Genomic DNA, 12,623 nt, shown 5'->3' with positions numbered 1-12,623 from the left:
CGACCAACTTACATTTGAGCAAGTAATTTCTGTCTCTTCTTATAACTTTATTCTAGAAGCTCTTTTCTATGCAGCTTCATATTAAATTGGTATTAACTTTTTTCTGAAGTTCATACCCTTTGCAAAGACTTCGATTCAAAAAGGCGTATTGGTAGAGTATTTCTGGCATTTCTACTCCAAGAGTATATAAACTGCGTCCCTCACAGAATGCGCGAGCCTCATCACGCAGTTGATTTATTAGTAGACCAATATCTTTAGTAGCAAAACTTGTGTAATCTCCTCCTTTAGCTTCAAAGGCATCAGCTTTTGCTCTGACACTAAAGGCAAGAGCCACCATTAGTGGTAATCTTTCCGGTTTGCCTATGTCAATACGATTAAGTTGAGTTCGCAGCCAAGCTTCTAATTCCTCGGCTCTTTGAATAAGTGGATCTGCTTCTAGTAACTCAGGCACTGTATAGGTAAATCGTTCATAGGTTTTGAGTAGTAGAAAAGTTCGAGCCTGAAACTCTTCTCTACACCTACGAGCTTCTAAATCTTTAACTTCTTCTACAACATTTTGAAACCCTGTACGCATCTCCTCACGGAGAATATTCATTTGCTGTGCTAAGTTAGACTGATTACAAACTAATAACTCAAGAGTGCGGTGTTGAACAGTAAGGGCATTTTGAATACTGTTAAAACATGACTGAATCTGCTCATGATTTCGGTCTAATTTTTCTGAGAATACTTGAACTTGTTGATGATTTCTGTCTAACTTCTCAACGCATGATTGAATCTGCTCTTGATTCCGGTCTAATTTCTTTTTGATCTTGTGAAGTTGGACAGAATTATAAATGCCTACACCAAGATTGAGTATATTTACTCCAAGATTAGCAATGTTAAACATATCAATAGCTGGTCTAACAGATTGAATTGTCTGTCCACTAGCTCTATGGCGGGTACACCAAGTACCTGCTTCACCTTCAAATACCTCGTAATCCGAGGCATCTCCTTCCTTAAACAAATGTGGTTCTGGTCGCTGAGTAAATGGATTAACCATAGTTGTTGCAAAATAGACTTAATCTCAGTATTCCCAGCAATATCCTTGATGTATCACTTCTTTTATACAAAAGAGCGAACGCCATATTTGTGCAGAGTATCTTAAAAAGATTTAAGCCACTTTTAACGGTTTCTGAGGAAAAGTAATTGGCTCTGGCAAAGGTTTTTCTTGCTCTTTATACCATTCAATCAGAGATTGAATCACCTCTTGCCCATGTTTAGCGGCTTCTTCATAACTCTTACCATGAGTGTGGAATTGCTGCCAAGGGAATTCGGGTAAGTGTGCTAAGTAGCAATTATCCTCATCTGACCATTGAATTACCATACTATAGTGATCGCTCATTATTCTTCTTCTATTTTTTCTAGTTGTTTCAAAACACGATTGACTTGCTTTTCCAAGTATCGGGGTGCATCGTCTGCATCTTTCCAGCAATGGTAACTGGTTCATCAGGTATCAATGGGTGAGTCCAGAACGTATGACTACCTTTTGCAGGACGATAGAAAAACCCAGCCTTCAACAAAATTGCTTTTAAATCTCTAATTTTCTTGGGCATTTACCCTCAATCTAAATCGCCATACTGATTATTGTCTATCCACTTGAGGAAGCGATCGCTTAATTTCTCTCTGCAAAGGCGATCGCCTCTTCCCCCAACCTCCAGGGCAAACTTAGATCAAATCACTATGGTGCTACTTAACTAAATAGTCAAATTTTCACGGTTATATAATTGGAGATTAGCTATAGTTAACGGTTAACAGGCAACGGCTAAAAGGAGTTAAAGAGATGGAAACTAAGCCAACTGACCCATCGTTAGCACTCATCGAAATTCCCCCAGGCTATCTCAATATTATGGGTTACGTCGATCAGTCAGAAGTTAATGGCCCTGGTTGTCGTGCAGTCGTTTGGGTGCAAGGTTGTCTTCGTGAGTGTCCTGGCTGCTTTAATACTAACTCCTGGTCATTTGAGGCTAACCAATTAATTGCTGTTGATACCCTTGCCGAAAATATTCTCAGCAATCCCCGCAACACAGGTGTAACGTTCTCTGGTGGAGAACCGTTTTGGCAAGCTACTGCACTGGCATCTTTGGCTCAGAAGGTAAAAGCTGCTGGCTTAAATGTCATGTCTTTTACTGGATTCACTCTTAAGCAGTTACAGTCTCAATCCGCGCCACCAGGTTCACAAGCATTGTTAGAACAACTCGATATCCTGATTGACGGGCCTTTTGTTCAATCTCTAGTAATTAATTCTCCCAACTCTCCAGTCTCTTCTAGCAATCAAAGGGTTCGGGTGTTAAACCCAGCTTTCCAAGACCAAATTACTTGGGCTAGCGACCAGATAGAAATCCACATCCTCAAGGATGGTGGCCGCATTGTCACTGGTTATCAAGGTGGGCTGGAACTGACGGAATAATTCGTAATTCGTAACAAAAATTATATAGCAATCCTAAATCATTCGTGAACAAAGAGATCCCTGACTTCTCAAAGAAGTCGGGGATCTGAGTCTTGTGATTTTCACAAATCAAATAGGATTGCTATATAGCGGTTCTTAATTGCATAGAATAGACATCTCCAGAAATTAAATATGCGTTATCCAGAGTCCTTGTAGAGACGTAGCAGTGCTACGTCTCTACATTTATTTTCGGAGATGTCTAATACAGACCATTTGTAGGGGCACAGCAATGCTCATTGGTGTCAACTTAAGCTGGAAATAGCTTATCTGTTGGCTTCCATGCCCGCCAGGGAATAAATAAATGAGTAATGAGTAATGAGTAATAAGTAATACTCATTACTCATTATTTATTACTTATTACTTCAAAAATAAATTCTCGGGCTTTTAGCTTAAGTCTACTGAAGTAGACTGGAGATTCTTGGCGATATTTAGTCATCTTCAGATGACTTTAGCTATTATACGGAAATTTCAATTCCCGGCGGATAAGCGGTTTCGCGTTAAGTTGACACTAATGAGCAATGCTGTGCCCTATTGTGTATTGCATCCAAACGAGAACCGCTATAGTGCCTCAATTTTATTAATTACGAATTATGTTGACTAGACCAATTGAGACAATTTTTACTAAACACCGCGTATTTTGGGCTGTTTTACTCCTTGGTATAGCACTGGTGGTAACGCTAGGGCTATCGCTTTCTCAAGGAGCAGTACCCTTAAATATGTCGGAATTTTGGCAAGCCATTCTCCGCAAAGGCGATCCGGTTAAACAGACTATTCTCTGGGATTTACGTCTCCCGCGCATTACTGCTGCTCTGATTGTTGGTGCAGCTTTGGGAATGTCAGGAGCATTGCTACAAGGAATGCTACGCAATAGTCTTGCCGATCCATTTATTTTGGGCATTTCAGCGGGTGCAGGATTAATTGTGATTCTGATGATCGTGTGGCACATATTCCCGATCGCAATTCCTCTAGCAGCGTGGATGGGAGCAATTTTGACTTCTGTGATCGTTATTTTGCTCGGTCGTGCGGGGCCGGGAATTTCTGTTGAGCGGTTAATTTTAGGCGGAGTAGCGATCAGTTCTTTATTTGGTGCTGTACAAAGTACATTGCTGCTTTTAGCTGAAGACGGTCAAATTCAAATTGCACTCAGTTGGCTAGTTGGTAGCCTTAATGGGCGTGGTTGGCAAGAAATTGCTACGGCTGGCCCTTATATCATCGTTGCATTGATTGGGGGATGTTTACTGGCGCGATCAGTAAATGTGCTGGCTTTAGGAGATGATTTGGCTGTGAGTTTGGGGGTTTCGTTAACGCGATCGCGCCTTTTAATTGGTGGTGTTGCCACTCTATTAGCCGCAGGTGCAGTCAGCATCAGTGGCTTGATTGGATTTGTTGGTCTTGTTGTCCCTCACGGTGTCCGCCTCATCGTTGGTACAGATCATCGCTTTGTTTTACCACTTTCTGCCCTTGCAGGTGCATGGTTGCTGATTTTTGCAGATTTACTCTCTAGGCTAGGAGCAGTAGAACTACCAGTAGGTTCGGTCACTGCCTTGTTGGGTTCACCGTTGTTTATCTGGTTACTTTATCGTCGTTCTGCTGGCTTTAATAAATTATAAAACAGGAGTCAGAATACAGAATTCAGAATACTCTACCCATAAAACGAGTCAATACACGACTAATGGTGGAGCTATTTGATCAACCAAGGTTTTGTACAACCTCAAGCAAATAGCCGTACAACTTGTGTATACGGCTGCGATCGCGTCAGATTTGCAAGAGGCACAGAGGGCACAAACGACCGCTACGCACTCCTAGAGTATGGTGAATACTATTTTCTAGAACGAGGAGTTGTTAGTTCATCAGGATCGCTATAAGCCCGGACTTTTTCGCGATTACGAGCTAGTCCTCCTAAACCAGCTAGACCAAGCAAACCTAGCCAACCCCAATCGAAACCGCGATCGCTAGTTCTTTCAGATGTTGTGATGCCTGCATTCCTATTAGTACCTGTAGCATCAGTACCTGTACCAGTTCCAGTACCTGTGGAATCAGAGCCTGTTGTGCCAGTACCTGTACCAGTTCCAGTACCTGTGGAATCAGAACCTGTTGTGTTAGTACCTGTAGTATCAGTGCCACTACCTGTACCACCCCCCATTGTGCCAGATCCAGTACCTGTACCATTGCCCGTTGTGCCAGTACCTGTACCACCGCCTGTAGCTCCAGTACCTGTACTATCGGTACCAGTACCAGTACCACTGCCTGTTGTACCAGTACCTGTACCACTGCCCGTTGTACCAGTACCAGTACCACTGCCCGTTGTGCCAGTACCTGTACCACTGCCCGTTGTGCCAGTACCTGTACCACTGCCCGTTGTGCCAGTACCTGTACCACTGCCCGTTGTGCCAGTACCTGTACCACTGCCCGTTGTGCCAGTACCTGTACCATTGCCCGTTGTGCCAGTACCTGTACCACTGCCCGTTGTGCCAGTACCTGTACCACTGCCCGTAGCTCCAGTACCTGAGCTAGAGCCACCACTGCCAGAACTTCCACTGCCAGAACTTCCACTGCCAGAACCTCCACTGCCAGAACCTCCACTCTGGGCGAAAACAGAAGGAGGCAAGGACACAGAGGCGAAACTGATGGCAAAGACAGTAGCTAAAACAGCTTTAGATAAATTCAAAGGCTTCATACTTATGGTTCCTTATATGTTCTAGATTTCTGTGGGTGATTGATTTTCAAAGCCGATATTCTCTATCCAATCCACTGCTAAATAGGTAAATATCGACCAGCGTTGAGGAGTCTTTCATCTAGCTTATTTTGGAAAAATTGAAAGCATTTGAATATCTCACAGCAACTTACTATTGGTCAGAGAAAGTCAAATAATTCATAATCAGTCATTACTAATTCATAATTACGAACGCCCGACCAAAGTCGCTTGCTCACAATCAATAGAAGAGAATAATTAATATTTATTTAAAAATAATTATATTCTCTTCTATCCAAGTTTTAATTACTCATTCTGAATTATTTTGTTTCTTATACACAGAATAGCTGCTAATTTTTTATCTAACTTCTACCATAGGTGTAAAACCATTTATATCGCAGGAATTAATTTTGCATTTTAGTCTATGACTGTGAAAACAATAGAATCTTTTAGAGGTTGCAATTAGATAAATCTCTAAAAGCCGTGAGACTTAGCTTACTTAGCCAAAATAAAAAACATACTATAAACTTTTAATTACCTTTAATTATTTCCATAGACCTAATTAAGAAGTAGAAGTTATAGCTAATTTAAGCAGGATTTTCACCGAAATAGATATAATTACTTTGACATTAGCTTTTGGCTATTTGGATATAAATGAACTAGAAACTATAAGCAGCCAGATGCTACCAAGGCTTGAGACTCTATTAAGAATACTTCACAATATTATTTCACGTGATAACTTATAACTTCATACTCCAGGTGTGTCTTACTTGAGACTTAAGGAATACTTTTATTATCAGTTATTGCTAAAATCTACCATTCGGCTAAAGCGATCGCTATTCCTTGTTTTAAATCTGGCGTGATTGCCTCGTTCCCAGTCGGAGACTGGGAACGAGGTTTTAAAGGAGTTTCAGCTTAAGTTGACACCAATGCGCTATATCTTATAGCTACGAACTGTTGTGAACCCGTTCAAGAAATTCAGGGTAATTTTCCAAGTCCTCCATCTGTATCTTCATCTAATCTGCCCCCTGCCCCCAAGATGAAGTTAAAAGTCAAAAGTTAAAGGGCAAAAGAGAACTGATGAAGTCTTAATTCTTTTCTTTTTACTTTTAGCTTTTGACTTACTAGCTTAGTTTGACTACAACAGAATTACCCTCAATTTTGGCAGCATAAGTTTTCAGTGCTTCTTTTGCTGGGCCTTTTTGCACTTTCCCGTCAGCCCCAAATTCTGAACCATGACAGGGACAAGCGAATTTTTTTGCATCAGCCTTCCATACTACAGTGCAACCTGCGTGAGTACACGTAGGGTTAACAGCAGTCAGATTTGCGGCTTTAGATGTGCCCACTACCAGCACAGGCCCGGCGGGTGAGTCTTTCGCCAGCAATTGACCTGTTTTATCTAATTCTGCCGATGTACCTACTGTTTGCCAATCTTTAGATGCTGGAGTTGTTTGAGAAGAACAAGCTGCGATCGCTACAGGTAGAGAACTCGCAATCAAACCCAAACCTACCCAATTGATAAAATCACGACGTTTCATAGTTGCTGAAATAATATCTAAGTTTTAATCTAAGTTTTAACAGAAACGTTGCTAGAAAGATTTTCAATTAACCCTGGTTTACTGGCGCGATCGCTAGTACAAGAAGGCAAAAGTAAAAAGAAAGAATGCTTATTTTGTAAGCTTTCTGGCTATTTTAAATGGTTGGTTTATTTACGCCGTGTTGTACTAGTATCTTGCACAGGCGCACAATTTTGCAACTTTGCCCTCCATGCCCGCCAGGGAATAAATTATCGGGCTTTTAGCTTAAGTATACTGAAGTAGACTGGAGATTTTTGGCGATATTTAGTCATCTTCAGATGACTTTGGCTATTATACGGGAATTTCAATTCCCGACGGACAAGCGGTTTCGCCTTAAGTTGACACCAATGGGCAAAGACAAGCCCTTACCAGCGTATTTGTATCATTAACACAACACTGTATAATGTTTTTGGTTTATTTGTAAATATTTTAATTGCCTTAGAAATCTTAGAGAATATTACAGCCTATCTGCGAAAACACGTTTTTCAAGTTGAATTAGTTATTGTTACTTCTTTAATTGCTGTTGCTAGAAAAATTATTATTTATTTGGTGGGGCTCATTAATTTTGAATTTTGAATTTTGAATTCGGAGCGAAGCGACGTGACAGATTTCTTTCAATTTGAAGCAGATTTTGTTGATTCCCTGCGTTGCATTCCTATGCAGGTACGCTGTAAATTAGATACCTGTGGCATCAAGTTAAAATTGCCCGACTGGAACCAAATGACGACAGATGAGCGTCAAGCTTTAGTTGAATTACCTTGCACTACAGAAACGGAAATTCAGTTTTACCACGATCATATCCAGCAGTTAATTATCGGACGTACTGGTATACCAGCAAAAAAATTGCCCATCGAGCCTCATCCCGCATGGTTAGACTCTGGCATAGTACCAATTAGCCTTCAGGAAAAAGCTCAAGAAATAGGTGTAACCCTGACACAACAAAATTGGGCAGCCTTAACGCCATTACAGCGTTTTGCCTTGATTAAACTCAGCCAGCCAGGACATGAAAACAAAAACTTTAAGAGAGCGATCGCAGAATTCCATCTGCTTTAATTAGTCAATAGTCAGTGAACTACTGTGCCGTAAGACGGAAGTAGCTCTCCCAATTCATCAGGAATAGCCCAATCTTCAAGGCAGTTTCTTTCTCCATTCCCCATTCCCAACAATATTAGTCAATTATCAGTAGCAAAAACAACCGACAACAGACGGCGAAAAATTATATATTTCTGCAATGGCACTGAATGCAGTAAAAACTACTATTTTTTGATAAACTGCTGTGGATTTAATTTGCAGCTAGGATGTCAAAAGTATAGTAATGATACAATCTGATTTATCCGCCTAATAAGTCAGCTTTATGACAAACTCTCAGTAAGTGGAATACTTATTTACATTAGGTAAAACAATTTGAAATTTTGCATCGAGAATTTTAAATTTCTTAGCAGTAAGTGAAGCTATAGTGGATTTAGCAATGCTGCTGTTAATGTGGCCAAGGTTAGTCCCGCCGCCAAATTAGGTGAAGAATTAGTTTAGAAACGCACTTCTTATCGATGACAGGCAAAAACGCAAGACATAATGCATTTCTGCGGCTAGTGTCTGGTAATGGGGCAACTTCTGGAGCAGAATCTCGCTACTCACTGCCCCCCAGTAAAGAGATGGTAATTGGACGCGACCCCAGCTGCCAAGTTGTCTTGGATGCCATGATCTACCGAATGGTATCTCGTCGTCATGCAGTGGTTCGTCCCCTCTCTCTATCCCCAGATAGCAAATTTAGCTGGGTGCTTTGTGACTTGAATAGTGCTAATGGCACTTATTTGAATGGACAACGCTTGTATGAATGCCAGGAATTGCACCCAGGCGATCGCATTTCTCTAGGTGCTGATGGGCCGCAATATATTTTTGAGTATGAGTATACCTCAATTACTCCGGCGACGACAGTGAACCAAGTGACACCACTGCCTTCGGCGACGAACTACCACAACCACACGCAATTAAAGCAGCCAGATTCTGTTAGCTTCACCCAGCTTTTTCCGATTATTTCTACTGGTAAAGATTTAACTAGTAAAGCTTACCTCGTACCGGGAATACTGACCGTCGTCTTTGTAGTGTTAATGTTTGCTACAGTCGGTCGTCCCCAAGCTAATCAAGTGATCGTAGCAAGTTATATCGCTTTCGCTGCCTACTATTTTGTTTACCAACTTTGCGGTAAACAGAAGCCTTGGTGGGTACTAATGGCTACAGCATTGGGCACAATGCTGATTTTGCTCAGTCCGGTGTTGGATCTATTTATCTTCGTGTTTCGCGGCATCTTGCCTGGAAGCTTGCCCACACCTCAAGAATCGATCACCTTCACAGAGTTGCTGGTGCGGATGTTTTTTGGCGCTGGCTTGATGGAAGAATTACTCAAGGCATTACCTGTACTAGGGGCCTTTGCCATCGGTAGAATGTTGTCTTCACCTTGGCGGGAACGCATCGGTATCTGGGAACCTCTAGATGGTATTCTCTTGGGAACGGCTTCTGCTGTAGGTTTCACTCTCTTGGAAACTCTCGGTCAGTATGTGCCAGATATCACTCAAAATGTCACGCAACAGGTGGGTATAGGTGCTGCTGGTCAACTAGCAGGTTTACAACTCCTAATTCCCCGAATTTTAGGCTCTGTAGCCGGACACATGGCTTATAGTGGCTACCTTGGTTATTTTATTGGGTTGGCTGTCCTCAAACCTAGTAGGAGTTGGCAAATTCTTTCTATTGGTTATCTGAGTGCCTCTGCGCTCCACGCTCTGTGGAATGCTACAGGATCAATCAATGCCTTGCTGTTAGTAGTTGTTGGGGTGTTATCTTACGCCTTTTTGATGGCGGCAATTCTCAAAGCACGAGCGCTGTCACCAACGCGATCGCAAAATTTTGCTACCCGATTTCTAGGCCCAAAGTAGGAGTAAGGGGATAGAGAATAACCAATTCCCAATTCCCAATTCCCTATGCCCAATGCCCAATGCCCAATGCCCAATGCTCAATGCCCAATGCTCAATTCCCAATTCCTAATGCTTCAATATTTACCTCTTAGGATAGATGTCCTAGTTTCAAAATTAGCGTAAATTTACTTCACTATGGAGTAACTGTAAATACAAAAATAAAAACCATTAAAATTTATTATAAGAGTTTTAATTTTTGGCTTTTTCTCTGCACTTCTCCATAAGGTAAACCAACATCTTTTCAAAAGATGCCTCTAAACAGAGAGAACGCAAAGTGTGGGTTACGCGAACACAACCCATCCTGAAAAGTTTTCCCTACTCCCTATTCCCTACCCCCCCCCATTCCCCATTCATACCTCAGACTGAGAGTTGTTGAGTTGTGTGAAAGCATAAGAAGCGATCGCTAAACTAACTTTTGCTTTATCTACTTCCGATAAAGCTGTCCACTCGCTATTTTGAAGATTACTGATTGCAGATGCCGCATTTTGCGATTCACTACTTCGCATAGCATAGGCAAAAGGACGAGCTAAAACGAGCAGATCCTCTGTTTCCCAAGCTGGTAGTACTGTCCGAACGCACTCAACCAGTTGATCGCTGATTAATTGACGAGCCGCAAATATTTCAGCAGCTTTGGTGGCAATGGTGTTGAGCAATGTTTGAGGAACACAGGCAGCAAAATTAGTAAGTAATATTTCTTGAAGATTAAGCACTACTACCTGTTGCCGGGTGTCATTGTAGTCTGGCGTCGAAGTAATACCAGACCAAAGTGTGTCTAGATGTCCGTAAAAATCTTGCGATCGCCTTGTTAGTTCTTCATCAAGCAAATCGTCCATTCCGAACTGTTGTTCGAGTTCTTGAAAATAAGCTTCTGATTCATCATCACCTGGATTCCAGGGATAGGTAGCATCTTCTGGTTCCAGTAAGGCTTCTAATAACTCTAAGTCTATTTGAGATGGCAAAGAAGAGAAAGTGTCTGAGCCGTTAATTTTGTTAGCCATATTTTCTTACCTGATGATTATTTGGTGGTATTGACAACTACAAATTTTCAGAGGAGATTTCCGCAAAAAAAAGTTGAATTTTTCTCCAAAAAACAGATTTTAAAAGCTGATGCTTAACATGAAAATCCATTTGTGCAATAGCTCCGCTAGGAGTCTTGAATCACAAACTCCCAGGTTTCACCCCTCGCACTTCCAAACTTTACCTGCATTCCTGATTTCAATGGGACTTCCTCTCGGAGGATTTGTTGCCAACCATTAGGCCCTAAAAACCAGGTTGTCCCGTAGGTAGAAAAATCTTGCAAGTAATAAGTTCGCACCAATGTAGCATCCGTAAGAGTATTGCGGCAAAAGATTTCGGCGTGGCGTTTGGATACAGATGGTTCGGGGATGACGATATCATTCTCTTTCGTGCGGCCGATGCGGGTAATTCCATGACGCAGTAACCAGGTTTTACCTTTGGGAGTAAGCGATCGTAAACAAGCAATCGGAAGTGAGGAACCGACATCAGGAATGGCTGTATCTGGAAGTTCGGTAATACCTTCATCCAGATTCTTAATGAGTTCGCCATTAAAATCTGGATGCAGGTAAAGAACAGGCAAAGTCCAAGCAGGTTGATTAAATTTATACAGTGTTAACAACTCTTGCCTAGCCTGGGCTACGGCTTCATCAATTGGCTTGTGCGATCGCAAAGCTTCGGTAAAGGCTTGAATAAAACTGTGGCTTTCGTGGTCAGCGATTTCATCGCGCATCCCCAAAACCGCAGGCACACCATGACGAATTAGTACTTCTGCTAAACTGCTGGCAGGGATCGCTTGATGGTTGATTGCAGCTGGTTGTGCGCCCCAACAGGCGTTAAAAACCGCTAGCTTCACTCCTGTACGCGTCAATACTTGCGCCAATTCTATGCCATTCAGGGGCATCTCTGGTCGCAAAAACAGTAACCCTCCGTCTGGGTCTGGCAAACCATGTCCAGCATAAAAGAAAACATTGTATGGTTTGGTTTCCAATTCATCAATCAACTGCTGTGGAGTTGGTTGAATGAGTTGATTGACTACACAAGGCGCGTATCTTTGAGAATTACCAGGTGTATCTGCAAGAATTTGCTGTAAGATGGCGGCTTCTTGTTCTAGTTGCAGTTTGTCATCATGACCTAAAACTAGCAAAATACTTAAAGCCTGGTCAGTTCGCAAATAGGGTAAAGCGTCAACTTCAGTGCTGGTACGACTAAATAGCAAATCTTGCGAGAGAGACATCGCAGATTGACCAGGCTCACGCTGCATAATTTCCCAAGGGAAAGCGATGAGATCCGGGTCGCGAATTTCTAGTCGAAAGCGCAAACGTGTATGCTGACCCATAGCAATACCGCGACTGCGTTCTAGGCTCCCAAGAATTTGTCCGTCAAATACCCAGCGCCATAAATTCATTCCCAAGTATTGCATCAGACGACTGCTGTAGGGGCCAGTAGTCTGACCTGAAAGGGGTGAAATTAAATCTATGGGGAATAGGTTGCTTTGAGATGTTGAGTTAGGGGAAATATCAAGGCGACCATGACCAGCAAACATCTGCTGCCATTCTTGCCAGACTTGGGTCAGTTCAACAGGCCATACACAGTCACGTAAAACGTAGCCACTGGGATAGGGAGCCTTGACCACCCAAATGGCGAAGTTGTCAGTGCCAGTGTTTAGGAGACGGGCGATCGCCAAATTCAGGGATGGCATGGATTCATTAAACTAAAAGCTAAAAACAATTGTTATGAGGCAGGAGGCAGGGGCTAGTAAGTCAAAAGCTAAAAGTAAAAAGTAAAAAGAAAAGAATTAAGACTTCATCAGTTCTCTTTTGCCCTTTAACTTTTGACTTTTAACTTCATCTTGGGGGCAGGAGGGGTAAATTAGTTATAGGATT

General features: G+C 42.1%; 12 protein-coding genes and 1 pseudogene. 6 read left to right on the top strand and 7 right to left on the bottom strand.

What is annotated here, in order from left to right; all coding sequences use genetic code 11:
• Positions 1 to 76: 76 nt before the first annotated feature.
• The 3 genes from V7K76_RS28085 to V7K76_RS28075 all read right to left on the bottom strand — a co-directional run bounded on the left by V7K76_RS28085 (position 77) and on the right by V7K76_RS28075 (position 1,592).
• A complete protein-coding gene (locus tag V7K76_RS28085) occupies positions 77 to 1,039 on the bottom strand; it encodes a hypothetical protein (RefSeq protein ID WP_334953277.1) in 963 nt (320 codons plus the stop codon).
• A gap of 111 nt (positions 1,040 to 1,150) precedes the next feature.
• Positions 1,151 to 1,381, bottom strand: coding sequence for a type II toxin-antitoxin system HicB family antitoxin (locus tag V7K76_RS28080; protein WP_334953275.1), 231 nt, complete (start codon positions 1,379 to 1,381; stop codon positions 1,151 to 1,153).
• A 28-nt stretch (positions 1,382 to 1,409) separates the two neighbouring features.
• Positions 1,410 to 1,592 carry a type II toxin-antitoxin system HicA family toxin gene (locus V7K76_RS28075; protein WP_442936240.1) on the bottom strand — a complete coding sequence of 61 codons (183 nt, stop codon included), beginning with the start codon at positions 1,590 to 1,592 and terminating at the stop codon, positions 1,410 to 1,412.
• 227 nt (positions 1,593 to 1,819) lie between these two features.
• On the opposite strand from V7K76_RS28075, the gene V7K76_RS28070 reads away from it, so the two are divergent.
• The gene (locus V7K76_RS28070) at positions 1,820 to 2,446 is read left to right on the top strand and encodes a 4Fe-4S single cluster domain-containing protein (protein ID WP_334953273.1); all 627 of its coding nucleotides are present in this window, start codon (positions 1,820 to 1,822) and stop codon (positions 2,444 to 2,446) included.
• Positions 2,447 to 3,075: 629 nt separating this feature from the next.
• Complete coding sequence (locus V7K76_RS28065; RefSeq protein WP_334953271.1) at positions 3,076 to 4,095, top strand: FecCD family ABC transporter permease; 1,020 nt, start codon at positions 3,076 to 3,078, stop codon at positions 4,093 to 4,095.
• 209 nt (positions 4,096 to 4,304) lie between these two features.
• Here V7K76_RS28065 and V7K76_RS28060 read toward each other — a convergent pair whose 3' ends face one another.
• Both V7K76_RS28060 and V7K76_RS28055 read right to left on the bottom strand, forming a co-directional pair.
• Positions 4,305 to 5,162 (bottom strand): hypothetical protein, encoded by an 858-nt coding sequence (locus tag V7K76_RS28060; protein ID WP_335030263.1) that lies wholly within the window; start codon positions 5,160 to 5,162, stop codon positions 4,305 to 4,307.
• Between the two features lie 1,139 nt (positions 5,163 to 6,301).
• Positions 6,302 to 6,715, bottom strand: coding sequence for a QcrA and Rieske domain-containing protein (locus tag V7K76_RS28055; RefSeq protein WP_334780236.1), 414 nt, complete (start codon positions 6,713 to 6,715; stop codon positions 6,302 to 6,304).
• Positions 6,716 to 6,763: 48 nt separating this feature from the next.
• Between V7K76_RS28055 and V7K76_RS28050 the strand changes: the two genes are divergently transcribed.
• The 4 genes and pseudogenes from V7K76_RS28050 (at position 6,764) to V7K76_RS28035 (ending at position 9,684) form a co-directional block, all read left to right on the top strand.
• Positions 6,764 to 6,997: a hypothetical protein gene (locus tag V7K76_RS28050; protein ID WP_334780237.1), complete on the top strand. Its 234-nt coding sequence runs from the start codon at positions 6,764 to 6,766 to the stop codon at positions 6,995 to 6,997.
• Between the two features lie 141 nt (positions 6,998 to 7,138).
• Positions 7,139 to 7,297: pseudogene (locus V7K76_RS28045) on the top strand (phosphate-starvation-inducible PsiE family protein); the annotation flags it as partial.
• A 57-nt stretch (positions 7,298 to 7,354) separates the two neighbouring features.
• Complete coding sequence (locus tag V7K76_RS28040) at positions 7,355 to 7,807, top strand: nitrate reductase associated protein (protein WP_334780238.1); 453 nt, start codon at positions 7,355 to 7,357, stop codon at positions 7,805 to 7,807.
• 494 nt (positions 7,808 to 8,301) lie between these two features.
• Positions 8,302 to 9,684 carry a PrsW family glutamic-type intramembrane protease gene (locus V7K76_RS28035; protein ID WP_334780239.1) on the top strand — a complete coding sequence of 461 codons (1,383 nt, stop codon included), beginning with the start codon at positions 8,302 to 8,304 and terminating at the stop codon, positions 9,682 to 9,684.
• Between the two features lie 389 nt (positions 9,685 to 10,073).
• Here V7K76_RS28035 and V7K76_RS28030 read toward each other — a convergent pair whose 3' ends face one another.
• Positions 10,074 to 10,721: a hypothetical protein gene (locus V7K76_RS28030; protein WP_334780241.1), complete on the bottom strand. Its 648-nt coding sequence runs from the start codon at positions 10,719 to 10,721 to the stop codon at positions 10,074 to 10,076.
• Positions 10,722 to 10,867: 146 nt separating this feature from the next.
• On the bottom strand, positions 10,868 to 12,439 hold the full coding sequence (locus tag V7K76_RS28025) for a CHAT domain-containing protein (RefSeq protein ID WP_334780243.1): 1,572 nt from the start codon (positions 12,437 to 12,439) through the stop codon (positions 10,868 to 10,870).
• Positions 12,440 to 12,623 lie beyond the last annotated feature (184 nt).

The sequence above is a fragment of the Nostoc sp. genome (assembly GCF_036917975.1).
Taxonomy (GTDB): Bacteria; Cyanobacteriota; Cyanobacteriia; order Cyanobacteriales; family Nostocaceae; genus Nostoc.
The sequence above is the reverse complement of the archived record's forward strand: the minus strand, read 5'-3'. Positions and strand labels throughout refer to the sequence as shown.

Bases quoted from the DNA above. Each gene is read 5' to 3' on its own strand.
- V7K76_RS28070 (WP_334953273.1), top strand. From the start codon at position 1,820: ATGGAAACTAAGCCAACTGACCCATCGTTAGCACTCATCGAAATTCCC.
- V7K76_RS28025 (WP_334780243.1), bottom strand. From the start codon at position 12,439: ATGCCATCCCTGAATTTGGCGATCGCCCGTCTCCTAAACACTGGCACT.
- V7K76_RS28080 (WP_334953275.1), bottom strand. From the start codon at position 1,381: ATGAGCGATCACTATAGTATGGTAATTCAATGGTCAGATGAGGATAAT.
- V7K76_RS28030 (WP_334780241.1), bottom strand. From the start codon at position 10,721: ATGGCTAACAAAATTAACGGCTCAGACACTTTCTCTTCTTTGCCATCT.
- V7K76_RS28085 (WP_334953277.1), bottom strand. From the start codon at position 1,039: ATGGTTAATCCATTTACTCAGCGACCAGAACCACATTTGTTTAAGGAA.
- V7K76_RS28035 (WP_334780239.1), top strand. From the start codon at position 8,302: ATGACAGGCAAAAACGCAAGACATAATGCATTTCTGCGGCTAGTGTCT.
- V7K76_RS28055 (WP_334780236.1), bottom strand. From the start codon at position 6,715: ATGAAACGTCGTGATTTTATCAATTGGGTAGGTTTGGGTTTGATTGCG.
- V7K76_RS28075 (WP_442936240.1), bottom strand. From the start codon at position 1,592: ATGCCCAAGAAAATTAGAGATTTAAAAGCAATTTTGTTGAAGGCTGGG.
- V7K76_RS28060 (WP_335030263.1), bottom strand. From the start codon at position 5,162: ATGAAGCCTTTGAATTTATCTAAAGCTGTTTTAGCTACTGTCTTTGCC.
- V7K76_RS28065 (WP_334953271.1), top strand. From the start codon at position 3,076: ATGTTGACTAGACCAATTGAGACAATTTTTACTAAACACCGCGTATTT.